Here is a 25586-nt window from a genome sequence, read left to right on the forward strand (position 1 = left end):
AAACGCATGTATTACGGGGAACTTAGGGAACTAGTATGTCTAAAAAGAAATTTGAAGAATTCGTTATTAAACTGTCAGAAGACCCAAAATTAAACCAATCCTATATTGAAAACCCAGAAGCAGTAATGAAGGATTTTGGTTTAGAAGATAATGAAATTAAAGCTGTGATGACCGGGGAAACAAAAGAAATAGAAAAGTTAACGGGCACTAAAGCAGTTTGTATTAATATCGTTATGCTAATGAAAGATGACAAATAAAAAAAAAGGCTCATATATTGCGGTTAGTACCGGGATATTACTTGCAGGCCACATCTCGGTTCGAGCAAAAAAGGTTATCGAGGAGGCTGATGTAGTGTTATCTCTGATGCCTCACCCTTTAGCTGAAAACTGGTTGGATAGTATTAGCAGGGAGCATATTAGTCTGCAGTCCTATTATTCGGAAGGAAAGCATAGAAAGCAATCTTACAGCGAGATGTGCGAACGAATACTGGAGGAAGTCCGTAAAGGTAAGCGTGTTTGCGGAGCATTTTATGGTCATGCTGGTGTTTTTGCTTGTGTCCCCCATGACTCTATCAGACTGGCTCAAGAAGAAGGTTACTCGGCCTATATGGAGCCGGGAATTTCTGCTGAAGCTTGCCTCTATTCAGATTTAGGTATCGACCCAGGAAGTTATGGGGTTCAAAGTTATGAAGCTTCTCAGTTTCTGTTTTACAGCCACCAACCAAATGTAGTGAGTTACCTTTTATTATGGCAGGTAGCACTGGCTGGAGAATTAACGGCAAAAACATTTAAAACTAACGAACAAAATGTAAAAGCTTTGGTGGATTACCTCCTACATTGGTACCCACCAGAACATGAACTTATACTCTATGAAGCAGCGTTTTTGCCACTAGAATCGATTAGAAAAGAAAGGGTAAAGCTGGTGGATTTGCCAAGCATAGTCTTAAACCTGCATACGACATTAGTTGTGCCTCCAGCTAGAAAAATGAATATTAACAATGAGTTAGTAGAGAGGTTGAGAGTAGACTGAAAACCTTAAATCGAAAAATAAATACAGGTTTGTAAAAGTATAGTTTTAGAAGGATAATTAAACCATGATAGAACGCCAGGGATTCTCAATGCTTAAGCTAGTATTAATACTGATGATGTTACTCTGTGTAACTACGGTGAAAGCAGTGGAAAATAGAAATTACACAGCGGAATTAGTGGAGATAGAAAAAACACTTCTGAATGACTTACCGGCATCGCGTGAGCGCTTGGAGCTAATCGGGCAACACAAAGACAATTTTTCAGTTAAAGAAAAGCAGCATCATCAATTGCTGAATGCCCACCTGCTTTTCATGATGAATGATGTTGATAACGCTCAGGTTTCTTTAGAGGATCTTGCGAGTAATACATTAAGCCCAGATTATGATGCAAGAAAGCAAATGCTGTTATCAGCAATTTATCATCATAGAGGTGAAAGCGTAAAAGCTTTTATGGCTGTTGACCGTTCATTAAATTTAATCGAGAAGTTAAATAGTAATCGTTATAAATCAAAGATCTTAATAGGTGCGGTGGGTATATATAAGGATGCCGACTTGATAGAGTTCGCTTTAGAGTATGGGCGCAGAGCGATAAACCTTGCCAATGAGAGTAAAGATGCGGAAACCATGTGCCTAGCTTCGTATGAAATGGGCACTATTGAGTTATTGACTAAAAATTACAAGATGGCAGAAAATCGGCTCCTAACCGCAAAAGGCTATTGTGACAAAGAAAAAATTGTCATTGCTTCTTACGCAATTGAGTACAGCCTAATGCAGCTAAACATCGAAACAGGTAAGGTTGATAGTGCTGAAACAATAGCAAAAGATTTACACTCTAAAGTGGAAATCTATGGTTGGGATGTCTTAAGGTCTGCGACTAAAACACTGTATGGACGATTGCTCCTTAACAAAGGTGAGTTGGAATTAGCTAAAAACTTTGGTGAAGCGGGCTATCAAATTGCAAAAAAAGTGAAAGATAAAAAAAGGATTGAAAAAGCTGCCGCACTGTTGGCTGAAGTCTATACTGAGCTAAAGGATAATGATAAAGCTGTTAACTATTACAAAGAGTATATGGAGTTGAATGTTCAGAATAAAGTACGGATCAGGCAAAGAAAACTAGCATTTGATATTGCACGCAGAAAACAATTTGATGAGTAGGTGGTGATGATTTAGTTGAAATAGGAGGGAAGGCATAAGGAGGCTTGTACAGAGTTAGCGGGAAGTAAGTGACTTAAACTGTAGTGTTTCAACGAAATGGGTATTACTCAACCATCTCATACATCGATCAAAGCGGTGCCACTGTCGTAGTTATACGTAAAGAATTTATACACCCTACATTAATCACAGTAACAAGATAAAGACAAGCGGTCATAAGATAATACAAAGAATGTTGACTTGTTTGCCATCATAAAGGAAGTACTAGCAGTATAGAAAACTAAAGTTTATCAGGAGCGATATATGAAACCAAAAAACATGGTATGTGCTTTTGTATTGATCATTAGTACTATGGTGGTTAATGCCGAAAGAGGCGATTATTTTGATGCTCTGGTGACACTTGAAAGAAACATGCTGAACGGAAACAGTTATGTAAAAAAGCGACTACAGGAAATGTCGCAGCATCAAAAGAAATTCACGCGCTTAGAAAAGGATTTTTACCAACTTCTTCAGGCTCATCATGATTACTTATCTTCTAACTTAGAAGCCTGTAAAGAACGATTAAAACCTTTAATAAAGAAAACCAACAGTATTGATATTAAAGCGAAAGCAAATATTTTATTAGCAACCGCTGATCATGTTCTAGGGAATCATGTTGAAAGTTTTATAGCTTTAGATAAAGCCGTTAAAGCTGTTCCTAACCTAACAAGACAAAGGTACAAGGCCAGTATTTTACAAACGGCTGTTGGGATATATCAGCAAGCTGAATTATTTGAGTTTGCACTAGAGTTAGCTCGAAACTTGCAAGTTGAAGCTACAAAGTTAAAGCATGGTGAATACCTCTGTATTGCCAATTATGAATTAGGGGTGATAGAGCAGAGAACCAATCAAATCAAGATGGCTAAGCAACGCTTAATGCTGGCAGTCGAGCATTGTAAAAATAATAACAGTAAGATTTTTGAGTATGTTTCAACTATAGCGCTTAATGAGATCAAAACTAACTCAGGTGAGTACGAGGCAAGCAACCAAGAATTAAAGAAAATCTTAGAACCAGTAAATGCAATTGGCTGGAAAAATTTAATGACACAGTTGAATATAGCTATTGCGAAAAACTACGTGGGGATGGAGGATTATCATCAAGCAGAAAAATATGCACGTGTTGCATACAACCGAGCAACCGAGGGAAAGGATAGGAGAAGATTGCAAATTGCAACAGAAGTTTTAGCCCACATATACTCTAGCAATGGTAATAAGGAAAAGGCTATTGAGTACTACAAAAAGTTTGCGGAACTCAACTCTGAAAATAAAATAAAAGTTAGGGAAAGGAAAATAGCTTTTGATATAGCGAGACGGGTAAGTCAATAAGGAGAATATGGTTAACGCTATTTGGCTAATTGAACTGTTTTTGTAGGCACTGCTTAGTAAATTGAGGGCGTAAATAAAAGCCCCTGGGTAGGGTTCTGATGACTGTACCTTCAGGCCCAATAGCATCGGTTAAAGCCTTTGAGTTAGCCGCTTTCGGTCGTACTTGGAGAATATCTCCGAATCTTGCATCAACTTGCTCAATGTTGCCCATCGACACTTGATCGAGAACATCTTCAAAATCTTGCTTCAAAGTTTGCTCTTCTTCAACTGTTGGGTTCCATAGAAAGGGCATACCGATTTGACGATCTTCAATGGTAATGTCTCGACTTGCGACTATCGGAATCCATAATACATGCATGAGTTTATGGCGTACTACTGAGTTCTCCCAGCGTAAACCATGAATGTTAATTAAAGGAAGAACACTAACGTAGGTAGATTCAAGAGGGCGCCCCAGCTCATCGATTGGCAATGTTTTTAGTTCAACACCAATTTCTGGAAAGTCTGGCTGTGCTAATGAACCCGATGTGGCGCCTAAAATCATTTCGAGAAACTGCCCCACCCACCCCTTTTTGTGAAGGAGCTGTTGAGGGATTTGCTCCTTATAGCGCTCGCACAACTCGCCTAAAGTAAAGCCAGCAAAGCTCTGAGCGTAATCTAGTAAAGCGTTTGGGTCGTCGTATCGCATAATTTGTTATTGTCGAAAGCATCGGTATGTGGAACAATGATATCAAAGTTTTATGATTTGGATGAATAGATGATCGACGCAGACGGCTTTAGGGCCAACGTCGGCATCATCATTTGTAACAACCAAGGCCAGTTACTCTGGACGCGCCGTTTTGGACAAACATCGTGGCAGTTCCCGCAAGGGGGCGTGCACCCGGGCGAAAGTGCAGAGCAGACCATGTACCGAGAACTATACGAAGAAGTGGGCCTTGAAAAAGATGATGTCCGTATTCTAGGGAGTACGCAGCATTGGTACAAGTACCGATTGCCGCAACGACTGATTCGCCAGAACTCCCAACCACTGTGTGTTGGCCAAAAACAAAAGTGGTTTTTGTTACAGCTGGTGAGTGACGAAAGTAAGATTGACTTCGCAGCGACTGACCATCCTGAATTTGATGGTTTTATTTGGGTAAATTATTGGTACCCAGTAAGGAACGTCGTTAATTTTAAGCGTGATGTATATCGTTCAGCGCTTTCAGAGTTGATGGGGCCTATGTTTCGTTTCCAGATGCAGGGCAAGACTAGCCATCGCCCTGAAAAGAAGCATAAGAAGAACGGTGGTTCTCGCCATAATAAGCAAGAGCAAGCTTCTGGCGGACATGACTCTGGTGGCAATCAACAGCGTCAAGGGAATCGTCGTCGAAGACCACGACATCCTTATAGAGCTAACAACTCAAATAAAGAATCAGAGAGCAGCTAAACAGCTGCTCTTTTTTTAGAACAAAAATTAAAAGCTAGAGCTTTTCTGGTAAGCCAACAGCATATTGTTCGCAGGCATTTCATGGCGTTCAACCAGCTGAAACCCGTTGTGGCGGGCGGCTCGATTCATATCATCATAATCCCGAATACCGCTCTCAGGATCTTTCTCTTTTAGGAAGGCATCAAACGCTTGGTTGGATTCAGAAGTATAGTGTCCATTGACATTGAAGGGGCCGTATATCAAGAGATTACCACCTGGTTTGATAACGCGGCTAGCACCATCGAATAAGTCTTTGACTCGATCCCATGACATGATGTGGCACGTATTGGCGGTAAAAATAGCATCAACTTGATTAACCGGCCATACGCGCTGCCCCACATTCAAAGTGCGTGGTTTGCGAATATTAGGAAGTTCGCTCGCTTCGAGCCAAGCTATTATGGAACCATGGTTTTCTGGAAGATCGCTGGTGTGCCACGTTAAATGTGGCATGGCGCCAGCAAACCAAACGGCGTGTTGGCCGGTTCCAGAGCCCACTTCTAGTACCTCATTGCTGTGTGTGAGGTATTGCTTGATGACATCTAATATGGGGCCTTGATTGCGTTCACAGGCTTCGCTAAATCTGCGCATAGAGTGTAGTAATTCATCAAATAGATAATTTCATCATATCGCAAGCGCGACGAGCGATAAAGCACTGGATAGACGTATAAGAAAGACCTTCAATGCGGAGGGATTTATGCCATAATCAAACATCAACTATCCAGACATTATAAAGCTTAGACATATTTTGGACGCGCAGATTCTATGGCTTCTGGCCTTTGTAGCATTGGGGTTATTCAATGGTGTTTTAGCTGGCCTGCTAGGGATCGGTGGTGGCATGGTGATTGTGCCTGCGATGATTTGGCTATCGCCCCAGCTAGGCGTGCCCCCTGAGCACGTGATGCATGTGGCTTTAGGAACTTCGATGGCGACGATATGCTTCATAGCCCTATCTTCTGCTCGATCACATTACAAAAGAGGTTCGGTCAGCCTTCCTTTACTGAAAATATTAATACCGGGTATTGCCATCGGGGGCTTGCTTGGGGCTGTAATTGCAAAATACATGAATACGGAATGGTTAGCGTGGTTATTCAGTATCTTTGCTATCTTGGTTGGTATAAAACTTTTGTCGGGGGTAAATCCCGAGGCCAAAGGCAGCAAAACAGGTGGTAGACAAAGGTTGCCTGCGGGTATAACCATGGGGGCTATATCGTCGTTGGTAGGAATTGGTGGCGGTAGTGTCGTGGTGCCTTATTTGCTGTATCATAAGGAAAAATTAGTGGTCGCGATTGGCACTGCAGCGGCTTGTGGATTGCCCTTGGCGATAATGGCAGCGATTGGTTATATTGTCACGGGCTGGGGTACTGAAGCACTACCCGCGAATCATGTAGGTTATGTGTTCTGGCCAGCAATGGTGGCAATTGCGTTAGGTTCCATGCTGACAGCACCAGTTGGTGCTTATTTGACCCATAAATTACCCACAAAAGTCATTAAACGTATATTCGCGGTGCTGTTGATTATCGTTGCCGTGAAAATTATTGTCGATCATATATAACGTATTGAAAATAAAATAATTAGTTCTAAAAATAGAGAGTAAAAGAGAGTTATGGATTTCCCTAAAATAGATCCCGTAATGTTCGAAATAGGCCCCATTGCATTGCATTGGTATGGCTTTATGTATTTGCTTGGCTTCCTAGCGGCGTGGGGCTTAGGCACCTATCGCGCAAAGCAGCCAAATTCAGGTTGGACCGCGGAGCAAGTATCAGACTTCCTGTTTTTTGGCTTTATCGGTGTCATTTTAGGGGGGCGTATAGGGTATGTATTATTTTACGGTCTTGAGTTCTGGGCAAAAGATGCGCTCTATATCTTTAAAATTTGGGAAGGCGGTATGTCTTTCCATGGTGGATTGTTAGGTGTCATTGCGGCAGGCTGGTATTTCGCTCGGAAAAATAAGAAGCCGTTCTTTGATGTCGCAGACTTTATGGTGCCTTTGGTACCTTTAGGATTGATGTTTGGCCGCATTGGCAACTTTATTAATGGAGAGTTATGGGGGCGAGAAGCAAGCGCTGACTTTTTCTTAGCCATCCGTTTCCCACAAGACCCTGCAGGTTTGTTACGTCACCCGTCGCAGCTTTACCAAGCGATTTTTGAAGGGCTTATACTGTTCCTCATCGTATGGTTTTACTCTGCAAAACCAAGACCACGAAAGGCCGTATTCTCAGTGTTCCTAATTGGCTATGGCGTCTTTAGGTTTGGCGTTGAGTTCTTCCGCGAGCCAGACGCTCACTTAGGTAAGGTGATATCATGGTTAACCATGGGGCAGGTTCTATGTATTCCAATGATTGCGATTGGTGTGTATTTACTGATGAAAGCGTACCAAGAGCCTAAAGTGCAACCGAATAAATAACGAAGTTACTGATATGAAACAATATTTAGACATGATGCGCCATGTTCTAGACAATGGCGAAGATAAAGGTGATAGAACCGGTACAGGTACCCGAAGCGTTTTTGGCTATCAAATGCGCTTTGATTTACAAGAAGGTTTTCCGCTAGTAACCACCAAGAAGCTACATTTACGCTCAATCATTTATGAATTGTTATGGTTTTTAAATGGCGATACTAACATCAAATATTTAAAAGATAATGGCGTTAAGATTTGGGACGAGTGGGCGGATGAGAATGGTGATCTAGGCCCTGTTTATGGTGAGCAATGGCGTTCGTGGAAGAAACCTGACGGGACTACTATTGACCAAATCACGAATGTTCTAGAGCAAATCAAAAATAATCCAAACAGTCGCCGCTTAATGGTGGTGGCTTATAACCCTGGCGTGGCTGATGAAATGGCGTTACCGCCATGTCACTCTTTATTCCAGTTCTATGTTGCCAATGGCAAGTTATCGTGCCAGTTATATCAACGCAGTGCGGATATTTTCCTCGGTGTACCTTTTAACATTGCGTCGTATGCATTGTTAACGCACATGATGGCGGAGCAGGCAGGTTTAGACGTTGGCGAGTTTATTTGGACTGGCGGTGATACGCATTTGTACAGCAATCACTTTGAGCAAGCCAAAGAGCAGCTATCGCGTGATCCCTTGCCTTTGCCTAAGTTGAATATCAAGCGTAAGCCTGATTCATTGTTTGATTACGACTTTGAGGACTTTGAAATCGTGGGTTACGAAAGCCATCCGCACATTAAAGCACCTGTGGCGGTGTAATATGGCGACGTCTTTTAATGAAGAGAATAAGCCTATTATTAGTTTGATTGTTGCCATGGCCAATGATCGGGTTATCGGCAAAGACAATCAAATGCCATGGCACTTACCTGCCGACTTAAAGCACTTCAAAGCGGTAACCCTAGGCAAGCCAGTCATCATGGGACGCAAAACCCATGAATCAATTGGTATGGTGTTACCTGGCCGAAAAAATATCATTATAAGCCGTAATCCAGACTACCGTTCAGACTTCCATAATGAACATTGCGAGGTAGTGACTAGCCTTAAAGCAGCACTAGAGCTTGCGCACGATCAAGACGAAATCATGATCATTGGTGGCGCCAATATTTATGGTCAAATGATCGATCAAGCCGATAAGCTTTACCTGACCTTTATTGACCTTGATACCGACGGCGATGCACGCTTCCCCGACTGGACGCATCATGAGTGGAAAGAGGTCTCACGCGAAAAGCATCAGCCTGATGAGAAAAACAAATATCATTATCAGTTTGTCGAATTATGTCGATTGGGTAAGTCGGAAGGATTAATGCTCCTCTAATCCCGTGATTATGTTGAATCACGGGAAACGACTCATAGTTGCTAACTCATTAGCCAAAACACAAGCCCTACCAGAATCATTATCAGCTTAAAGCTGACTCAATGACGATATTTCATAATTTCTCTCAAAAGGAGTTTTTCTGCTAGTATAGATAGAAGTAGATTTTACTACCCTAGGAAACAAGGAGAGTTTTATGAAAATTTTAAAATTGATAGTAACGTTAATCGCGATTTTTGCAGGGGTAGAGGTAATAGCTGCGCCTCTTCCTTGTAAAGCATTTAATGGGCAACCTGTACCGTATTATGCAAACCCAAATCTGAGCAATGTGGGGGTTGCTCATATGACACGAAATGGACAGCGCATTATCCAGATTAATCCTAATGTTGTGGGGCCACTACCAGAGTACGTTCGGCAGTTTTGGTATGCTCATGAGTGTGCGCATCATGCATTACATCCGGCACAGAATTCTGAGGTCGCGGCTGATTGTTACGCAATTAAAAACTTAAGGAATATCGGAGTTATAAGGTTTAGAAACCAGGTAAGTGGTTTATTAAATTATATTTCTACCTTGCCTGGTAGCGTACAAACAGGGCATTTGCCTGGACCCGCTCGGGCTAACAATCTTTATGCTTGCTTTAGTGCTCCTTGATAACTTCTAAGGCGAGGTTAGTAATCACTATTGTTGCTGCAATACATAGGGCAAGCTTCACCTTTTTGTTAACTTCATTAAAATAGTAGGGGTGGCGTTATAAATATGAATTACTGGAGCTGATAGTGAGTATTTGGTTTAAAGAACCTGATTTAGACGAGGTAAACAGTTGGAGTGAAGGAACGCTTCTAGAACATATTGGGATAGAAATAACAAACATTGGTGACGACTATCTTGAAGGCACCATGCCTGCGGATCATCGAACTTTCCAGCCTTACAAGTTAGTTCACGGTGGCGCGAATATTGTGCTGGCGGAGACGCTAGGTTCAATTGGTGGCATGCTGACAATTGATCCAGACAAATACATTTGTGTCGGTCAGGAAGTGAATGGTAACCATCTTCGGGGGGTACGCTCAGGTGTTGTTCGAGGCCGAGCACAGCAAGTTCATGGAGGCAGTAAATCACAAGTTTGGGAAATTAAACTGTATGACTCAAATGATAAACTTAGCTGTATATCTCGCCTGACATTGGCTGTGGTTGAAAAGCGGTAAAAAAAGCCATTAAATTTTACCAGTTTGACTTACCTTAATGGCATGCACTAAATATCGCAAGGGGCCACCTGCTTCAAGGGTATTAAACGGATAGCAGGTAATTAAAGTGATTTGATTATCACCACGATCGTAGAGAATATCTTTTTCAATGTGGTGTACCTCGAAGGCCGTAATTTCGTAATGAATCTTCTCACCTTTTTTATTGGTCAATGTGAGGAGATCGCCAACCTTTAAGTATTGCAAAAACTCGAAGTGAGTATCGCGATGACCTCCTAGGACAACATGTCCATTTTCCGTCAGCTTGGCGCTTGAAAGGACGTGGCCTGGTCCAAAAGCCAAGTTACGTCCCGAAGCACCAGCTAAAACAATCTGCTCAATATCTTGACTAGGAACCTCAAGCTTGGCCACCGGATAGGTATCTGCCCATGACCAAGGTTTATGGGGCTTACCGTCTTGTAAGGTCTGCTCCCAAGCGTTACTCAATAAGTGTTGGGCAAAAATAGCTTTGGCTTTGATGTAACCCGCCTGACCAAAAGCAACGAGGCTAATGGTCAGAAGGGCACAGATGATGCCGTATTTACGTAAGAAATTCATCATTGCGTTATATCCAATACTAGGCGTTATCGTAACGAGTTGTCCGACGACGATGAAGCATCAGCTGATAAGCCAGAGCTAACAGGAGCGACAGGGCGCCAATCAATAAGGCGATGTTGGCGATGGTGCCACCTTGTGGATAACCATGTTGTGCTTTAAAGCCTTTTGGCAAAGGGTTCTTTAAGCGCTGTTGCTTTAGCGCTTCTCGGACTCTAGCAGGTGTTTTATCGACAGCCACTAAGCTGGTGAAATCACTCACTAACTGAAAGTCGAGAGCTGTATCGATAACTTGCTGGCGCTTGTCATCATAACTTAAATCAAAGTTACTGTTGATGGAGGCAATTTTATGACGAGCCCATAACTTGGCGATGCCCTTGTCTTTTCCGTTCACGACAACTGGAATATTGCTAGACCAGTCATAAACATCTGACTTACCAGAAACTTTGAGGCTGACGGCATGATCTTTCGGGGTACGGTAGCTGACGAACAGGGGCTCACCGATATACAAGTCGCGCAAAACTTTAGGTTGAAGATCAATGTCGATTGCCTTAGCGCCAGTGAGCTTTAAGTCGGTAAGAGCCGGGTGGCGAAGTTTCATAAAGAGATCCTGAAGCTGTGTACGAACCTCGTTAACGTTACCAATATAAGTATAAGTACCACGACCAAAGTTAGCAGCTTTAGTCATAAAGTAGCTATTTGGTGCGGAGCCAATTCCTACAGTAAATAGACGATTATTACCAAGCTTATTTTCAATCAGTTTGAATATTTGGGATTCGTTTCCAATGCTACCATCCGTTAAAAATACTATCTGGCGAATGCGATCAGACTGAGGCTTATCTAGCGCTAGTTGGACAGCGCTAGCAATTTCGGTACCACCGTCTGCTTGTAAGCTATTCACAAATTCAACGGCACTATGACGAGTTTGCTCTGAGTTAGCGACGGCGTTTGGAAAGAGCTTGTGAGCTTCATGATCAAAATCAATAATGTTAAATGTGTCTTGCGGTCCTAATTCATTTAATGCAAATAAAAGGCCCGCTTTTGCTTGCTGCATGGATTCGCCGGACATGGAACCTGAAGAGTCGATGACAAAGATTATTTCTCTAGGCTGAGTATTTTCGCTGACCAATGTATGAGTGGGTGGCAACATCATTAAAACATGATAATTGTGATTGTCATGTTGCTCGCTAAATAATGCGACTTTAGGTTGTTGGCCAAGCTGTGGTTGCCAGTTTAAGACAAAGTCACGATTTGCTTGCGCAGGGTTTTCCAGTGAAATTTGATAGTTATCATCGTGTTGCTGTATGTGAGTTTTATGGTAAGGGCTTTCCAATAATGATAAGTCAAAACCCGGGTTAAGGTTAACAGTTATGGAGACGGGACGATCGGGCTGTTGACCATGATTGAACTGCGAGACCTCGCTCGGTAACGACTGAGCGCTTGGTTTTCGTTGCTGAGGATTATCACCTTGCTCATAGACTGTACCTGTAGGTTCGTAGCGAGGCGTAATGCCTAAAGGCATACGAACACTGAAGAGGGTCGAATCTACGCTGACTAAACTTTGAAACTGAATTTCAATCGTAATACTTTCTCCGGGTGCAATATTGGCAACTTTAGTGGTAAATAGGTTGGCACGTGTTTGGTGCACAATACTGGTACGCTGGCCATTATTTTTTGCTTGTAGATAGGTGCGTTCAGCTTGCTGCTTTTCTTGAACCTCACCTTCAATGATTCGCTGACCAATATGCATATTCAGCGTGTCTACAGCCGCATCTTCAGGCAGTGGAAACTGATAAACGCCTTCTAACCACTCTGAGGAATTATTTTTAAAAGTTTGTTTAACCTTAACTCGAGACACCACACTGTTAACGTGCATCTCAATATCGGTAGAAAGCGGAAGTTGTTCGAACTGTTGGTCACTTTCGAGCGAACTGTATCGAATCAGTGATGAGTAGCCGCTAGCATAAGCGCTGGTACTCAGTAGTGTTAATATCGTCATTAAAGCGATTGTAATGTGTTTCATGGTGTCTCCCTGATGTTCTGCTTGAATGAGACCATTACACGCTAAAGAGCTGGCAAAATTTTTATCAAAAAAAGCCAAGAAGTTATAGATTCTGACATAAAAAAGGCAGCGCTAGGCTGCCTGTGTGGATAAACGCTATCGTTTAGAAAAGGCGTTCGCCATTCTTAAGGCCATATATTTCTCGACCAAAGGGCCAGATGGAAAGTTTGACCATTTTGAAGTGCTGTATACCAAAAGGAATGCCGATGATGGTGATGCAGAGCACGATGCCCCAGAAAATATGATTAATCATGACCCAAATACCGCCAAAAATCAGCCAAATGATATTTAGGATAACGTTAATGAGATCCTGAGACGCTGGACGGTCGGCCATGCGTGTATCCTGCCCGAAAGGAAACAGTGCGAAGATGGCGAGCTTAAAACATTGAACGCCCCAAGGAATACCAATGATGGTGAAACACAGAGCAATACCGCCTGCGATATAGCCCATCGAGACAAAAAAGCCGCCAAAGATAAGCCATAAAATATTTAACAATATAGACATTAAGAATGTTCCTTTATTAAGTGCTTACCTATATTTAATAATAAAAAGATGGCTAGGCGTTAGTGAAAAGTCGCAACAAAAGGTCTTCAAGTGTTAATGAATGTGACAGTTAGAAACGTTTTGTCATAATTTCTAGCCGATGACTTTACGATAAAGCTTAACGCTTTCGTTACTATTCGGAATGATCTGCTTTCCTTCATCAGTAAAGCCTAGCTTCGATAGCAAGCCAATGGAGCTTTTGTTTCCTTCGGAAGTGATAGCGAGTACTTCTGGAAGCTTAAGTTCAGCTGCGTGCTTTAAAACAGCAACCGCAGACTCATAAGCATAACCTTTTCCCCAGTATCTTTCTGAAATAGCAAATCCAATGTCTGGAAAGGCTAAATAATCACGTTGCAATAAACCGTTAACGCCTACAGGAATACCGGACTGACTATCGACAACGAGATAAAGCCAAAATCCAACGTTCTTATAATGCTCTTGGGTGGTGTTGATGAATGCTTTTGCATCTTCGAGGCTATGGATACCCCGGTCACCAATATGTTGTATAAACGCCGGTTGATTATAGAGGTCGAGAAGGAAAGGGGCATCTTCTTGAGAGAGCTGGCGTAATTGAATGGTATTGCTTGTCTGTATGATCATGGATAGGGCTGTTGTGATTCATATCATCTTTTATAGCGTTAACTATAAAAAAGTACAATCTGAATATCTAGAAAGCAAAAAAAGCCAGCGAAGACGCTGGCTTTTTTATGAAAGAAAATGCTTACAGTAGATCAGATACTGTGTCGCGTTCTTCTTTTAGCTCAGTTTCTGATTCAACCATTTTGCCTTTGATGAAATCAGATACTTCTAGAGCTTGAACGATTTCATAATCGCCATCTTTACATACTACTGGGTATGAGTAGATAAGACCTTTTTCAACGCCGTAGCTGCCGTCTGAAGGAACTGCCATAGAAACCCAGTCGCCAGACTCAGAACCTAGGCACCAGTCGCGCATGTGATCCAAAATTGCGTTTGCTGCTGAGGCTGCAGATGAAGCGCCACGAGCTGCGATTACTGCTGCACCACGCTTAGCAACGGTCGGGATGAACTCTTCTTTTGCCCAAGTAGCGTCAACTTTATCAGCTGCATTAGCACCGTTGATTTCTGTGAAAGAAATATCCGGTACTTGAGTGACCGAGTGGTTACCCCAGATGGTCATTTTCTTAACGTCAGCAATGTCAGAACCTGATTTTTCAGCCAGCTGATAAATCGCGCGGTTGTGGTCAAGACGTGTCAAGGCTGTGATGTTACGCTGATTAATGCTTGGCGCGTTTGCAGCCAAAATATAAGCGTTAGTGTTTGCTGGGTTACCAACAACACAAATGCGAATGTCTTTATCTGCAACGTCATCGATGACTTTACCCAGCGAGCTGAAGATTTTACCGTTATCAGCGATAAGGTCCTTACGCTCCATGCCTGGTCCGCGTGGCTTAGCACCAACCATCAAACCAATTTTAGCGTCTTTAAATGCAACTGCTGGATCGTCAGTTACAACCACGTCCTTCACTAGTGGGAATGCGCAGTCGTTTAGCTCCATAGCTACCGCTTCGCAGACTTTTAATGCTGGCGTGATTTCTAGTAGGTTTAAAATAACTGGCTGGTCTTTACCTAGCATTTCACCGCTGGCAATGCGGAAAAGTAAAGAGTAACAAATTTGACCGGCTGCTCCGGTTACCGTAACGCGAACAGGCTCTTTCATTCCTGAATCCTCATCGTTAATGGATGTGTCTAAAATTTAGGTCGCCAACTTTAACACAAAGTCGCTATAAATCCCACATGCCAGAATGGATAAACAGTAGGGTTTCAGGGGGCTTTGGGCTGGTTGCTTTAGGATATTTGGCGCTAAACGTCAGCGAAATCTTGACGCGAACCAAGCCAGCGTTGGCTTATTTTTTGCGCAATGTCCGGAGAGTCCGTGGCGAGAAACTTGGCAACTTGTTGTAACTCCTCAACTAATTCAGCATCACGGACTAGATCCGCGAAGCGCAATCCCACGTCACCGGTTTGGCGAGTGCCGAGCAATTCGCCAGGACCACGTAACTTTAAGTCTTCATCGGCCAAGACGAAGCCATCGTTTGTGTCGCGCATCACTTGCAGCCGGTTTTGAGCGTTGACCGACAGCGGTGGCTTATAAAGTAAGACGCAATGGCTTTTCTTCGAGCCTCGTCCAACACGACCGCGGAGCTGGTGCAGTTGCGATAAACCAAGGCGCTCAGGGTTTTCAATCACCATCAAACTCGCATTCGGCACATCGACGCCAACCTCAATCACTGTTGTGGCGACTAAGATATCCAGCTCGCCTTGTTTAAACTTATCCATAACCAATTGTTTTTGCTCGCTTTTCAAGCGGCCATGGACAAGGCCAACGCTTAGATTCGGTAGCTGTTCGGCCAACTGATTGGCGGTAGTTTCTGCTGCCTGGCACTGCACTTCTTCAGACTCGTCAATCAGCGTGCAGACCCAATACACTTGGCGTTGTTCGTCCTGACAAGCGTTTCGTATGCGCTCAATCAGGTGGGGACGACGTTCTTCCGGAAGTGCCACTGTCATGACGGGTGTGCGTCCTGGTGGTAATTCGTCAATAATCGACAAGTCCATATCGGCATAAACGGTCATGGATAAGGTGCGCGGAATCGGCGTTGCCGTCATCATGAGCTGGTGAAGTTGTAAGCCATCAGGCGCTTTTTGCTTAAGAGCTAAGCGCTGATTAACACCAAATCGGTGCTGTTCATCAATAATGATAAAGCCGAGCTTTTGGTAGAACACTTCTTTCTGGAAAAGCGCATGAGTACCAATAATCAGTTGGGTTTGACCCGAGGCAATGTCATCTAACGCTAATTTCTTGTCCTTTGCAGGGAGCTTGCTGATGAGAAACGTGGTTTTAACGCCTAGCTTGGTCATCCAGTTATAGAACGACGCATAATGCTGTTCAGCGAGAATCTCTGTTGGCGCCATAATAGCCACTTGAAAACCCGCCTCGATAGCTTGTAACGCTGCCATAGCTGCGACCAGAGTTTTACCCGCGCCAACATCACCTTGTAACAGGCGAAGCATCGGCTTGTCTGATTTTAGGTCTGTGATTATTTCTGCTGAGACACGTTGTTGAGCTTTGGTCAGCTTGAAAGGGAGCTGATTTAACAATTGTTGTTGTAACGCGCCTTTTGAGTCCATTCTCATAGCTGTTTGCTGCTGGTGCTTGTTGCGCTGCAAAATCATGCTGAGTTGGTGAGCAATCAATTCTTCACAGATCAATCGCTTCGCAGAAGGGGAGCTGAACTGATGCAATGATTCGGGCTTGGCGTTTTTAGGTGGCGTATGGATCCAGCTTAAGGCGCTGTTGATGTCCGGTAAGCCAAACTGTTGCTGTATTTTCTCAGGCAACAAGTTATCAATGGGATGCTTTTCTAATAAGTCCACGGCTTGGCGCGTGAGTTGACGCAAATTGTTTTGATGCAGGCCGTCTGTGGTTGGATAAACGGGCGTTAAACTATCCAGCAAAGGCGCAGCATTGTTGGAATCTACGGGCGTGAGCTCTGGATGAACCATGCTGCATTGATAGCCGTACCGGCGGACCTCACCAAAAGCATAAAACTCTGCGCCTTTCTCCAAGCGCGACTGTTGGCTTTTATTAAAGTAGAAAAAACGGAACTCTATGCTCGCAGTATTATCGGCCGCACGGCAAACCAGCGACCGACGTTTACCGTATTTCACTTGTGTCATCTCGACTTGTACCTTGAGCATGGCTCGGTCGCCGTCTTGTAAGCTAGCGATCGACTTCACTTGGGTTCTATCTTCGTAGCGGTATGGCAGGTGAAGCAGAAGGTCAAGAACGTTATGAATGTGTAGTCGTTCTAACTTTTCAGCAAGCTTCGGGCCAACTCCCTTAAGACTGGTGCAGTCGAGGTTGGCAAGATTAATATCCGAAGCAAGTTTGGAGATGGCCATTAGTCGTTGATGCGTTCACCAGGGAGATCTATAGTTTCAAGAGCCTGCTTAATAAGATCGAGCGCTTTTTTGCGAGGAAAGCTCCTGCGGTAAGCGAGGGCGACTTGACGGCTTGGCTTCGGCGTATCGAATTCACGAGTGACCAATCCTAACTTTTCGTTGTGGAAGTCGGCTGCCGACTTTGGAATAACGCTGATCCCAAGCCCACTAGCGACCATTTGGCGGATGGTTTCAATCGAGCTGCCAGTGATCCAGTCTTTTTGCGGGTTTAAACTGTTGTCGCGACACTGAGGGCAAGCTTCGAGAACTTGATCGCGGAAGCAATGACCAGCGCCTAACATGATCATGACTTCGTCAGCGATATCCACGAGTTGCAGTGAATCGCGTTTGACCCAAGGATGGCGTTCTGGCAATAAAGCGATAAAATCCTCTTGGTATAACGGCACTACATCAACTTCCGGCTCCTCGAAAGGAAGTGCCACAATGATGGCATCCACATCGCCATTACGTAATTTTGTACGCAGGTTATGGGTATAATCTTCATCAATATGAAGTGGCATTTTGGGAGCCAGTTGACGCAACTGCGGTATCAATGATGGTAAAAGATAAGGGCCAATGGTGAAAATGGCGCCAATTTTCAAAGGACCATCAAGCTGATCGGAATTCTGCTTAGCGGTTTGTTTCAGCTGGCTGACCTGCTCTAAAATTCGTTGAGCCTGTTCAACTACAAGGTCCCCTTGTGGTGTGGTTCGAACATCGGATTTACTGCGTTCGAAAAGGGTAACGCCCAACTGCTCTTCCAGTTTTTTTACGCCAACACTTAATGTCGGTTGGCTGACGAAACATGCTTCTGCCGCGCGGCCGAAATGACGCTCGCGGGCAACTGCAACAATATACTTAAACTCTGTTAGTGTCATAATTGATAGCCTCTCTCTATTATGATCCAGTGCTGAGAGAGATAAGTCAATCCATAAGTCATGAAATTTTTTGCTCTTGGTTCGATCTTATCATTGTTTGCACCAAGCTTAGCTTTGGCATTAAACCGTTACTGTTTTTGTGCAATAAACATGGATAACGGGCGACCATCTTTTAGATGGTGCACTTGATCGAGTAAGACTGACCAATCACCAAAGCGTTCAGACAGCTCTTCATTTTTGAGTAAAAAGTCCGGTTTTTTTGGTTTGCCAAATTTTGCCGCACCTTCTAAGAAGGTATGGACAACGATTTTGCAACCTTTGGGTAAATATTCTTGGTAAATATCAAACAGAGGACGGTGTAAGAAGCGGCTTTGCATGATGAGCTGAGGCTGTTCTTCTTGAATCAACTCAATCAATTTCTCTGGGTGTTTGCGGCAATCCATTTGTACCGTAGAAACATTAACATTCCAGCGCTCAGCTGAGTGCGACACACGTTCTAAGGCTTGATCAAAGTAGTCAACGGCAAAAACATCGTATCCCATCAGGCCAAGTAAAATCACATCGCGTCCAGAACCACAACCAACATCTATTGCTGATATGGGCTGTGACGTTGGAGTAATCAACTGCGGGTATTCTTCTACAATTGGGTTGCCAAACCATAAACGATGATGGTTTGGCCCAGTCTCAACGGAAAGCTGCGATAAACTTTCGCTGGTGTAAACGTGCTCAACGATAAAGTGTCGCTCTTGGAACAACTGCAATGCTTGTTCTTTATGAGAAGCTTCAACACAAAGGCTCAGCTCAGTTCCTTTGGGAGGAACTTCGTGCCACAAATCATCAAGTTGCTCAAATGGAATGTGCACAGCTCCCGGTAAATGACCCTCAAGAAAATGTTCAAGAGGGCGCAAGTCGATAATGGCGTTAGTGGTTTCCATTAAGAGCGCTTAAACGGTTGAAGTTTACCGTAGCTTAAACTACGCCATAGCCACTCTAAGGGCCCATAGCGGAAACGGGATAGCCACCACGGTGACCAGATCAGCTGGGCGATAAATATAGCAACGACAATCAACATAAGCTGGTAGCGGTCGAGCTGGGCGAATAAGCCAAAGCCATGGCTATAGAATAGAATCGTACAAATAATACTTTGCGAAATGTAATTACTGAAAGCCATCCGACCAACGGCCTCAAGGCGCTTTCTGAAACTTTGGAACTTATCGGATTTAACCCACAAGCAGAACAATCCTATGTAGCCAAGGGCAACAAATACAGCAGCAAAGCTATTCAGCGACATGAATGACAACATGGTTGTGCTCATGCTGAAATTAGACTCAAGCAATAAGAAGCTGTCGTAAGCAAGAATACCGAAACCGACGATAAAACAAAGAATCATCATTTTGATATAGAAGCTTCGGCTGCGTTCTGCGGTGAGGATGCCAAGTTGATACAACCCCATACCTAATAGCATTGACCCGCCAATACGGAATAATCCAAAAAAGAGCGCCATCATCGGCAAGTTGGTGGTGAAAAAATCAATCCGATGCTCGAGTTGGGCAGAATAAGTGCTGGTATAAACGGCGGTCTCTTGGGCGATGAAGTCTTGCGACGGCGCGAACATATCGATCATGTCCTTCATGTCTTCCTCTGGAACGTCTCCACCAAACACAGCAAACATGGTCATTAGGGCAACCATTATGCTGATCAAAATCGCGCCAACAGTAATCTTGGTTGAGGCTTTGGTGTTACGAGCAAACCAGTAGACCCATAAGCCTGTTATAGCGTAAGTGACGAGAATGTCACCGTACCAAATAAAGGTGGCGTGCAATACACCGAAGCAAAGTAACCAGAACATTCGTTTATAGTGCAATCCAGTTGGAGGGGGATTATTTACTGTGGCACGTTCCGCCATCAACATAATGCCTGCACCAAATAAAATAGAGAAGAGTGTGTAGAACTTTTGGTCGGCGAAGATATGAGTAAAGAACCAAGTGATGAGGTCGATAGTGGACGGCTCGCCTAGCGCTTTAGGATTAACGTAGTAAGCATAGATATTCGCGAATGCATAAATATTCATGATGAGAATACCCGCTACAGCGATGCCGCGAATAAGATCGAGAGAGTGGTAACGCGCGGTAGACTCCGTCGGCGTCAGTGGTGTAGAGGCTGTCATCACATTTCCTTTGTTATGTGTTTTTTAGGCAGTATAGCGATGTTTAAGTTGAATAAACAATACATTTAGCAGTCAGGTATTAAATGCAGAAGGTTTGAATTGAAACAAAGTATATATTTTGACGTTTGGCAGAAATGGTTGCCTCAATGTCATTTATGCCTTAGGTGTTTATAATACAATTCATTAGGGCTTACGTAATGAGCAAGAAATGAAACAAAAGAAAATTGCCTTTTTGGTATATGAAGGTATGGAGCTACTGGACATGGTCGGTTCACAGACAGCTTTTTTTGAAGGCAATCAGTTTGTGAATGATAGCTATCGTTTAACCGTGGTGGGGTTTAGCGATAGGCCAGTGGTTAGCGAGGCTGGTACACAAATTGTGCCTGACTGTGGGTTAGATTCGCTCGATGAATGCCATACGTTGGTGATTCCTGGTGGAAAGGGTGCTAGAACTAACGCCTTTCCCGAGGTAGCGTTACAAAAATTAAAGAAACTCATAGTTAGGAGTGAAAGGATTGTTAGCATCTGCACAGGAGCATTTCTATTAGCTAAGACTGGTCTGCCAGAAGGAACAAAAATGGCGACCCATTGGGCTTTTGTGAAAGACCTCAAAAAACAATTTCCAAAGCTAGTCGTGGATGGGGACAGTTTGTACATCCAAGATGGAAAATACTGGTCTTCAGCAGGAGTAACTTCATGCATCGATTTGACGCTAAGGCTAATTGAGTTAGACCTCGGTAATATGGCTGCGATGCACGTTGCGAAGCATATGGTGGTGTATTTAAAGAGAATGGGCTCGCAGCAGCAGTTTTCTGAGCTATTAAGCTTGCAAACACCCAAAGATGAGCGGTTATTAACGTTAATCGAGTGGCTAAAAGAGAACCTCGAAAAAACAATTACTGTGACAATGATTGCTGACCAAGCAAACATGAGTGAGCGACAATTATACCGAGTGTTCTTAAAAGAGGTTGGGGTCTCTCCAGCTCATTACCTTGAAGAGTTACGCATGGAAGTGGCCAGCACCTTACTCGCTAGTTCGCAACAAGCTATAAAAGCTATTGCGTTCTCAGTAGGGTATCGCTCTCATGATGGCTTTAAAAGAGCTTTTCAGAGAAGGTATTCCATATCGCCACTTAAATACAGACAAATTTTTTCTTCAAACGAAAACCATTAAGAGAGTTATATGAATTTTTTAAAGATGATGATGCTTTTTACAATGACATGCTTGATACCTGTATATGGTGAATGCTTGCCAATAGAAAGTGGCAGTGGCAACTTTGAGATACAAGGCGGTAAGGAGTATCCGGGAAAGATAATAACAGTTTATTATCATAAGCCGGCATCATTTAGTGCAGATACAAAGGTGTTATTTGTAGTGCCGGGTGCAGGTAGGAATGGCTGGAGCTATCGTGATGCGTGGAAGGCCGCGTCAGAAAAGTATGATGTTTTAATACTTTCACCCAGTTATTCGGAAAAGAGTTACCCAAATTTTTGGAGTTATAATTTGGCTGGGATGATAAAAAATGTAGTCATCAATAAAGAACGCACGGCGATTAAATCTTTTGATGTGGTGAGTGAATCGGAGAAGTGGATATATTCAGACTTCGATAGAATATTTAATACGGTTATTGATGGATTATCTATGAATGCCAAAGGTTATGACATGTTTGGACACTCGGCTGGTGGGCAAATATTACATCGGTATGCGCTATTTAATCCTGAGAATAAGGCAAATAGAATACTGGCAAGTAATTCTGGCTGGTACACAGTTGCAGATTATAAGGAGCAATTCCCTTATGGTTTGAAGGGCGCACCATTAGACAATAAAAGTCTTAAACGGAGTTTTAGTAATAAGTTAACTATTTTTTTAGGAGAGCAAGACAACCAAGATGAGACAAGAGGACACTTGGTTCGAAATGCAGTAATCGATAAGCAGGGAACTCATCGATTATCTAGAGGTAAGTACTTTTATAAAAAAGCTCAATGGTTGGCAAATAAACGAAAAATCCCATTGAATTGGTCGATGAATGTTGTTCCGGATGTTGGTCACAATTACCGTGCGATGAGCCAAGCTGCGGCGATATTCTTATACGAATAAGCTAGGTGATATGGTTCTATTGACTGACAGGTGAAGCGTTAAAAGCTTGTCAGTGTTAAGTTAAATCTGTTGCCGTAACTCGTTCCATTCAGCATCATCGATATTGCCACGATCATCAAGCTTTGGATAGCGAATCTTGTGCTTATCACAATACTGCTTAATGGTCGGGTGGAGCGCGTTGAACAAAATATAGTCCACTTCCTCTTGTGGGACTTTTAACTCTCCATACATATTGGCTTCAGCGCGTTGGCGCTGTGCTTCATACAGTATAAGAGCTGTAGCAACGGAGACGTTTAATGACTGAACCATACCAACCATAGGGATAATCACGTGCTCATCAGCGAGATCGGCAGCTTCATCAGAAACGCCGACGAGTTCTGAGCCAACTAAAATACAGGTTGGCTTGGTGTAGTCAATGCTACGGAAATCAACGGCTTTGTCAGAAAAGTGAGCGGCTAATACTTGCATCCCTTGTTTCTTAACTTCCGTAATACCCGTTTTAAGATCGGGATGCTTATGTGTCGTTACCCAGCGTTTGCTACCGCTTGCAGTGTGATGGCCTGAAAATTTAACGTCTGGCGGAAACACTGCATGAACGTGACCGATGCCAATGGCATCAGAGGTGCGAACAATCGCTGCAAGGTTATGAGGTTTATGAACTTCATCCATGAAAACCGTCAGGTCTGGCTGACGGTTGGACAGTAGCGCTATGATTTTGTCATAGCGCGTTGGACTAGGGTGCTGCAATGGTTAGTCCTCAAGCGTCATGATAGCGTCCATCTCGATCTGAGCGCCTTTAGGTAATTCTTTAACACCAATAGCCGCTCTAGCTGGGTATGGTTCGGTAAAGTATTGCGACATAATATCATTCACTGTGGCGAAGTGAGCGAGATCGAGCATAAAAATATTTAACTTAGAAATCTGGTCTAAAGTACCACCCGAAGCTTCGCATACGGCACTCAGGTTTTTGAAAACTTGGTGGACTTGTTGGTCAAAATTCTCAACTAACTCCATAGTCTCTGGGACCAACGGAATTTGACCAGATAAATAGACCGTATTTCCTGCTTTTACCGCTTGAGAATAAGTACCGATAGCGGCAGGTGCTTTTTCTGTATTGATAACTTCTTTAGCCACGCTTATGTCCTTTCGATTGAATATCGGGGTAGCGATACACTTTATTAACGAAAGGTATCACTCGTAACTTTTTAATAATTGACGCTAGGTGAACACGACTTTGTACACCTACTTGGAAAGTAATGATGTTGACGTCACCATCCAGCTCATTAATGTCGACGTTGATAATGTTGCCTTCATGATTGGCAATAATGTTCGTGATTTGGGCTAGAACGCCACGCTGGTTAAAAACTTCCAGTCGTAACTCAGTATCAAAATCACCTTCTAAGTCAGGCGACCATTCGACTGGAACATAGTGATCATTTTGCTTGTGTGCACGTTGGATATTGGGGCAGTTTTCGCGGTGGATATTAAAACCGCGACCTGGGCTAACATAGGCCATGATCGGGTCGCCAGGAATCGGTCGACAACAACGTGCATATTTAATCACAAGACCTTCAGTACCCTTAATCGCGAGAGGCGGACGGTCTTCATCAACTTCTGTCTTTTCACTGACGGTTTCAAGTTTTTCTGCATCACTACTCAAACGGTGCGCAACTAAAGCGCTGGCAATTTTACCCAATCCAATACCTGCTAAGAGGTCATCAAAGTTTTGATAACGGGTGACCTCAGTAATTTGCATCAGTTTATCGTCAGAAAATTCATCCAAAGACTTTTTAAGAGATTGCTCTAGTAGTCGACGCCCAAGATGAACCGCTTCATCATGACGCATATTCTTCACAAAATTACGGATGTTGGTGCGAGCCTTGCCCGTAACAGCATAACTAAGCCATGCTGGGTTGGGACGAGAGCCTGGCGCAGTGATAATTTCAACCGTTCGGCCATTAACCAGAGGTGTGCTCAAGGGCGAAAATTGCTTATCAATCTTACAGGCGATACAGGTGTTACCGACGTCAGTGTGGATCGCGTAAGCAAAATCTACCGGCGTAGCACCTTTTGGTAACTCAATAATTTTGCCTTTGGGAGTGAACAGGTAAACTTCATCCGGATACAGATCGATCTTAACGTTTTCAATAAACTCAATGGAGTCACCAACGTTCTGCTGCATCTCAATCAGGCTTTGCAACCACTCACGTGCTTTAGTCTCAGCGGGGTGGTGGGAGGTTCCAGTTTTGTATAACCAATGCGCAGCAACGCCATGCTCTGCCATCTGGTCCATCAGTTCGGTACGAATTTGTACTTCGACGTGTAAACCAGACTTACTTCTCAGCACTGTGTGAAGCGATTGATAGCCGTTGGTTTTCGGAATGGCGATATAATCTTTGAAACGCCCGGGTATGGGTTTAAAAAGATTATGAATTTGACCTAACACACGGTAACTGGAATCTTCACTATCGGTAATGACACGAAAAGCATAAATATCCATCACTTCGTTAAAAGTGCCGACTTTATCGCGCATCTTTTTATAAATGCTGTAAAGACTTTTTTCGCGACCAATAACCTGACACTTTAAACCGGTATCCTTTAATCGATCGCGTAACTGCTTGGTGATGCGTTCAACGACTTCTTTTCGATGTCCTCGAACTTTTTTGACAGATTGCTGTAATACGCGATATCGCATTGGATACATGTTGGCGAAACCAAGCAGTTCCAACTGTTCTTTAATTCGGTGAATACCAAGGCGATTGGCGATTGGCGCATAAATCTCGAGGGTTTCTCGAGCAATGCGGCGACGTTTATCGGGACGAAGCGCACCAAGAGTCTGCATGTTGTGCAGGCGATCTGCCAGTTTGATCAGGATAACGCGGATATCTTGCGTCATTGCCATCATCATCTTGCGGAAGTTTTCAGCTTGGGCTTCCTCTTTCGACTGGAAGTCGATCTGAGTTAGCTTGCTGACGCCTTCTACTAAGTCGGCAACGGTCTCACCAAATTGCTCGGAAAGATCCTGTTTGGTAACGTCACAATCCTCAATCACATCATGCATTAACGCAGCCATGATGGTTTGATGATCAAGCCTTAGTTCAGCCAGAATATTGGCAGCGGCTACAGGATGGGTAATATAAGGATCGCCACTAGAGCGCATTTGCCCGTCATGGGCGCACTCAGCAACTTGATACGCACGCTCCGCATCTGAGACCTGTTGAGGTTCTAGATAATCTTCAAGAACATTTTTAAGATCTGCAAAATAGGCCATGCGTATCAGTGATTCGA

Annotated in this window: 27 protein-coding genes; 13 read left to right on the top strand and 14 right to left on the bottom strand. The window is 43.5% G+C overall.

The window, feature by feature from the left end:
• The first annotated feature begins 35 nt into the window (after positions 1-35).
• The 4 genes from TQ33_RS00665 to TQ33_RS00680 all read left to right on the top strand — a co-directional run bounded on the left by TQ33_RS00665 (position 36) and on the right by TQ33_RS00680 (position 3544).
• The gene (locus tag TQ33_RS00665) at positions 36-257 is read left to right on the top strand and encodes a hypothetical protein (protein WP_046560352.1); all 222 of its coding nucleotides are present in this window, start codon (positions 36-38) and stop codon (positions 255-257) included.
• Positions 247-1029, top strand: a complete 783-nt coding sequence (locus tag TQ33_RS00670) for an SAM-dependent methyltransferase (RefSeq protein WP_046560353.1) — start codon at positions 247-249, stop codon at positions 1027-1029. The genes TQ33_RS00665 and TQ33_RS00670 overlap by 11 nt, the downstream gene beginning before the upstream one ends.
• A 64-nt stretch (positions 1030-1093) precedes the next feature.
• Positions 1094-2182 (top strand): tetratricopeptide repeat protein, encoded by a 1089-nt coding sequence (locus tag TQ33_RS00675; protein ID WP_144405926.1) that lies wholly within the window; start codon positions 1094-1096, stop codon positions 2180-2182.
• Positions 2183-2482: 300 nt separating this feature from the next.
• Positions 2483-3544: a tetratricopeptide repeat protein gene (locus TQ33_RS00680; RefSeq protein WP_046560355.1), complete on the top strand. Its 1062-nt coding sequence runs from the start codon at positions 2483-2485 to the stop codon at positions 3542-3544.
• Positions 3545-3569: 25 nt separating this feature from the next.
• Here the strand turns inward: TQ33_RS00680 and mutH are convergent, their stop codons facing one another.
• Positions 3570-4229, bottom strand: coding sequence for a DNA mismatch repair endonuclease MutH (gene mutH / locus TQ33_RS00685; RefSeq protein WP_046560356.1), 660 nt, complete (start codon positions 4227-4229; stop codon positions 3570-3572).
• Positions 4230-4298: 69 nt separating this feature from the next.
• Between mutH and rppH the strand changes: the two genes are divergently transcribed.
• Positions 4299-4967 (top strand): RNA pyrophosphohydrolase, encoded by a 669-nt coding sequence (rppH, locus tag TQ33_RS00690; protein WP_046560357.1) that lies wholly within the window; start codon positions 4299-4301, stop codon positions 4965-4967.
• A gap of 27 nt (positions 4968-4994) precedes the next feature.
• Here the strand turns inward: rppH and TQ33_RS00695 are convergent, their stop codons facing one another.
• Positions 4995-5594, bottom strand: a complete 600-nt coding sequence (locus TQ33_RS00695) for a DUF938 domain-containing protein (protein WP_046560358.1) — start codon at positions 5592-5594, stop codon at positions 4995-4997.
• Positions 5595-5751: 157 nt separating this feature from the next.
• On the opposite strand from TQ33_RS00695, the gene TQ33_RS00700 reads away from it, so the two are divergent.
• From TQ33_RS00700 to TQ33_RS00725, 6 genes are all read left to right on the top strand, one after another.
• Positions 5752-6558, top strand: coding sequence for a sulfite exporter TauE/SafE family protein (locus tag TQ33_RS00700; RefSeq protein ID WP_052735143.1), 807 nt, complete (start codon positions 5752-5754; stop codon positions 6556-6558).
• A gap of 51 nt (positions 6559-6609) precedes the next feature.
• The gene (gene lgt / locus TQ33_RS00705) at positions 6610-7410 is read left to right on the top strand and encodes a prolipoprotein diacylglyceryl transferase (protein ID WP_046560359.1); all 801 of its coding nucleotides are present in this window, start codon (positions 6610-6612) and stop codon (positions 7408-7410) included.
• Between the two features lie 13 nt (positions 7411-7423).
• Entirely contained in the window at positions 7424-8218 is a 795-nt protein-coding gene (locus TQ33_RS00710; RefSeq protein WP_046560360.1) for a thymidylate synthase, read from the top strand.
• 1 nt (position 8219) lies between these two features.
• Complete coding sequence (gene folA, locus TQ33_RS00715) at positions 8220-8774, top strand: type 3 dihydrofolate reductase (RefSeq protein WP_046560361.1); 555 nt, start codon at positions 8220-8222, stop codon at positions 8772-8774.
• 193 nt (positions 8775-8967) lie between these two features.
• Positions 8968-9423 (top strand): hypothetical protein, encoded by a 456-nt coding sequence (locus TQ33_RS00720; RefSeq protein ID WP_046560362.1) that lies wholly within the window; start codon positions 8968-8970, stop codon positions 9421-9423.
• A gap of 125 nt (positions 9424-9548) precedes the next feature.
• The gene (locus tag TQ33_RS00725; protein WP_046560363.1) at positions 9549-9974 is read left to right on the top strand and encodes a hotdog fold thioesterase; all 426 of its coding nucleotides are present in this window, start codon (positions 9549-9551) and stop codon (positions 9972-9974) included.
• Between the two features lie 9 nt (positions 9975-9983).
• Here TQ33_RS00725 and TQ33_RS00730 read toward each other — a convergent pair whose 3' ends face one another.
• The 9 genes from TQ33_RS00730 to TQ33_RS00770 form a co-directional block, all read right to left on the bottom strand.
• Positions 9984-10571, bottom strand: coding sequence for a class GN sortase (locus tag TQ33_RS00730; protein WP_052735144.1), 588 nt, complete (start codon positions 10569-10571; stop codon positions 9984-9986).
• Between the two features lie 16 nt (positions 10572-10587).
• Positions 10588-12588 carry a marine proteobacterial sortase target protein gene (locus TQ33_RS00735; RefSeq protein WP_046562201.1) on the bottom strand — a complete coding sequence of 667 codons (2001 nt, stop codon included), beginning with the start codon at positions 12586-12588 and terminating at the stop codon, positions 10588-10590.
• A 142-nt stretch (positions 12589-12730) separates the two neighbouring features.
• On the bottom strand, positions 12731-13132 hold the full coding sequence (locus TQ33_RS00740) for a YccF domain-containing protein (protein WP_046560364.1): 402 nt from the start codon (positions 13130-13132) through the stop codon (positions 12731-12733).
• A 132-nt stretch (positions 13133-13264) separates the two neighbouring features.
• Positions 13265-13771: a GNAT family N-acetyltransferase gene (locus TQ33_RS00745; RefSeq protein WP_046560365.1), complete on the bottom strand. Its 507-nt coding sequence runs from the start codon at positions 13769-13771 to the stop codon at positions 13265-13267.
• 121 nt (positions 13772-13892) lie between these two features.
• Positions 13893-14870, bottom strand: a complete 978-nt coding sequence (locus tag TQ33_RS00750) for a malate dehydrogenase (protein WP_046560366.1) — start codon at positions 14868-14870, stop codon at positions 13893-13895.
• A gap of 143 nt (positions 14871-15013) precedes the next feature.
• Positions 15014-17116: an ATP-dependent DNA helicase RecG gene (gene recG, locus TQ33_RS00755; RefSeq protein ID WP_046560367.1), complete on the bottom strand. Its 2103-nt coding sequence runs from the start codon at positions 17114-17116 to the stop codon at positions 15014-15016.
• Positions 17116-18033, bottom strand: a complete 918-nt coding sequence (locus tag TQ33_RS00760; protein ID WP_046560368.1) for a hydrogen peroxide-inducible genes activator — start codon at positions 18031-18033, stop codon at positions 17116-17118. The genes recG and TQ33_RS00760 overlap by 1 nt, the downstream gene beginning before the upstream one ends.
• A 128-nt stretch (positions 18034-18161) precedes the next feature.
• Positions 18162-18968 carry a rhodanese-like domain-containing protein gene (locus tag TQ33_RS00765; protein ID WP_046560369.1) on the bottom strand — a complete coding sequence of 269 codons (807 nt, stop codon included), beginning with the start codon at positions 18966-18968 and terminating at the stop codon, positions 18162-18164.
• Positions 18968-20200: a DUF418 domain-containing protein gene (locus TQ33_RS00770; RefSeq protein ID WP_046560370.1), complete on the bottom strand. Its 1233-nt coding sequence runs from the start codon at positions 20198-20200 to the stop codon at positions 18968-18970. The genes TQ33_RS00765 and TQ33_RS00770 overlap by 1 nt, the downstream gene beginning before the upstream one ends.
• A gap of 208 nt (positions 20201-20408) precedes the next feature.
• Here TQ33_RS00770 and TQ33_RS00775 point away from each other — a divergent pair, with 208 nt between their 5' ends.
• Entirely contained in the window at positions 20409-21374 is a 966-nt protein-coding gene (locus TQ33_RS00775; RefSeq protein ID WP_071841080.1) for a GlxA family transcriptional regulator, read from the top strand.
• Between the two features lie 9 nt (positions 21375-21383).
• Positions 21384-22298 (top strand): hypothetical protein, encoded by a 915-nt coding sequence (locus TQ33_RS00780; protein ID WP_046560371.1) that lies wholly within the window; start codon positions 21384-21386, stop codon positions 22296-22298.
• A gap of 60 nt (positions 22299-22358) precedes the next feature.
• Here the strand turns inward: TQ33_RS00780 and trmH are convergent, their stop codons facing one another.
• The 3 genes from trmH to spoT are packed head-to-tail and all read right to left on the bottom strand — an operon-like array spanning position 22359 to position 25569.
• Positions 22359-23045 (bottom strand): tRNA (guanosine(18)-2'-O)-methyltransferase TrmH, encoded by a 687-nt coding sequence (trmH, locus tag TQ33_RS00785; protein WP_046560372.1) that lies wholly within the window; start codon positions 23043-23045, stop codon positions 22359-22361.
• 3 nt (positions 23046-23048) lie between these two features.
• Entirely contained in the window at positions 23049-23432 is a 384-nt protein-coding gene (locus tag TQ33_RS00790) for a RidA family protein (protein ID WP_046560373.1), read from the bottom strand.
• On the bottom strand, positions 23425-25569 hold the full coding sequence (gene spoT, locus TQ33_RS00795) for a bifunctional GTP diphosphokinase/guanosine-3',5'-bis pyrophosphate 3'-pyrophosphohydrolase (protein WP_046560374.1): 2145 nt from the start codon (positions 25567-25569) through the stop codon (positions 23425-23427). Before spoT ends, TQ33_RS00790 begins: the two co-directional genes overlap by 8 nt.
• Positions 25570-25586 lie beyond the last annotated feature (17 nt).

It is taken from the genome of Kangiella geojedonensis (assembly GCF_000981765.1).
GTDB lineage: Bacteria > Pseudomonadota > Gammaproteobacteria > Enterobacterales > Kangiellaceae > Kangiella > Kangiella geojedonensis.

What these genes read in the sequence shown, in the direction of transcription:
- TQ33_RS00665 (WP_046560352.1), top strand. Translation starts at nt 36, where the DNA reads ATGTCTAAAAAGAAATTTGAAGAATTCGTTATTAAACTGTCAGAAGAC.
- TQ33_RS00670 (WP_046560353.1), top strand. Translation starts at nt 247, where the DNA reads ATGACAAATAAAAAAAAAGGCTCATATATTGCGGTTAGTACCGGGATA.
- TQ33_RS00675 (WP_144405926.1), top strand. Translation starts at nt 1,094, where the DNA reads ATGATAGAACGCCAGGGATTCTCAATGCTTAAGCTAGTATTAATACTG.
- TQ33_RS00680 (WP_046560355.1), top strand. Translation starts at nt 2,483, where the DNA reads ATGAAACCAAAAAACATGGTATGTGCTTTTGTATTGATCATTAGTACT.
- mutH (WP_046560356.1), bottom strand. Translation starts at nt 4,229, where the DNA reads ATGCGATACGACGACCCAAACGCTTTACTAGATTACGCTCAGAGCTTT.
- rppH (WP_046560357.1), top strand. Translation starts at nt 4,299, where the DNA reads ATGATCGACGCAGACGGCTTTAGGGCCAACGTCGGCATCATCATTTGT.
- TQ33_RS00695 (WP_046560358.1), bottom strand. Translation starts at nt 5,594, where the DNA reads ATGCGCAGATTTAGCGAAGCCTGTGAACGCAATCAAGGCCCCATATTA.
- lgt (WP_046560359.1), top strand. Translation starts at nt 6,610, where the DNA reads ATGGATTTCCCTAAAATAGATCCCGTAATGTTCGAAATAGGCCCCATT.
- TQ33_RS00710 (WP_046560360.1), top strand. Translation starts at nt 7,424, where the DNA reads ATGAAACAATATTTAGACATGATGCGCCATGTTCTAGACAATGGCGAA.
- folA (WP_046560361.1), top strand. Translation starts at nt 8,220, where the DNA reads ATGGCGACGTCTTTTAATGAAGAGAATAAGCCTATTATTAGTTTGATT.
- TQ33_RS00720 (WP_046560362.1), top strand. Translation starts at nt 8,968, where the DNA reads ATGAAAATTTTAAAATTGATAGTAACGTTAATCGCGATTTTTGCAGGG.
- TQ33_RS00730 (WP_052735144.1), bottom strand. Translation starts at nt 10,571, where the DNA reads ATGATGAATTTCTTACGTAAATACGGCATCATCTGTGCCCTTCTGACC.
- TQ33_RS00735 (WP_046562201.1), bottom strand. Translation starts at nt 12,588, where the DNA reads ATGAAACACATTACAATCGCTTTAATGACGATATTAACACTACTGAGT.
- TQ33_RS00740 (WP_046560364.1), bottom strand. Translation starts at nt 13,132, where the DNA reads ATGTCTATATTGTTAAATATTTTATGGCTTATCTTTGGCGGCTTTTTT.
- TQ33_RS00745 (WP_046560365.1), bottom strand. Translation starts at nt 13,771, where the DNA reads ATGATCATACAGACAAGCAATACCATTCAATTACGCCAGCTCTCTCAA.
- TQ33_RS00750 (WP_046560366.1), bottom strand. Translation starts at nt 14,870, where the DNA reads ATGAAAGAGCCTGTTCGCGTTACGGTAACCGGAGCAGCCGGTCAAATT.
- recG (WP_046560367.1), bottom strand. Translation starts at nt 17,116, where the DNA reads ATGGCCATCTCCAAACTTGCTTCGGATATTAATCTTGCCAACCTCGAC.
- TQ33_RS00760 (WP_046560368.1), bottom strand. Translation starts at nt 18,033, where the DNA reads ATGACACTAACAGAGTTTAAGTATATTGTTGCAGTTGCCCGCGAGCGT.
- TQ33_RS00765 (WP_046560369.1), bottom strand. Translation starts at nt 18,968, where the DNA reads ATGGAAACCACTAACGCCATTATCGACTTGCGCCCTCTTGAACATTTT.
- TQ33_RS00770 (WP_046560370.1), bottom strand. Translation starts at nt 20,200, where the DNA reads ATGACAGCCTCTACACCACTGACGCCGACGGAGTCTACCGCGCGTTAC.
- TQ33_RS00775 (WP_071841080.1), top strand. Translation starts at nt 20,409, where the DNA reads ATGAAACAAAAGAAAATTGCCTTTTTGGTATATGAAGGTATGGAGCTA.
- TQ33_RS00780 (WP_046560371.1), top strand. Translation starts at nt 21,384, where the DNA reads ATGAATTTTTTAAAGATGATGATGCTTTTTACAATGACATGCTTGATA.
- spoT (WP_046560374.1), bottom strand. Translation starts at nt 25,569, where the DNA reads ATGGCCTATTTTGCAGATCTTAAAAATGTTCTTGAAGATTATCTAGAA.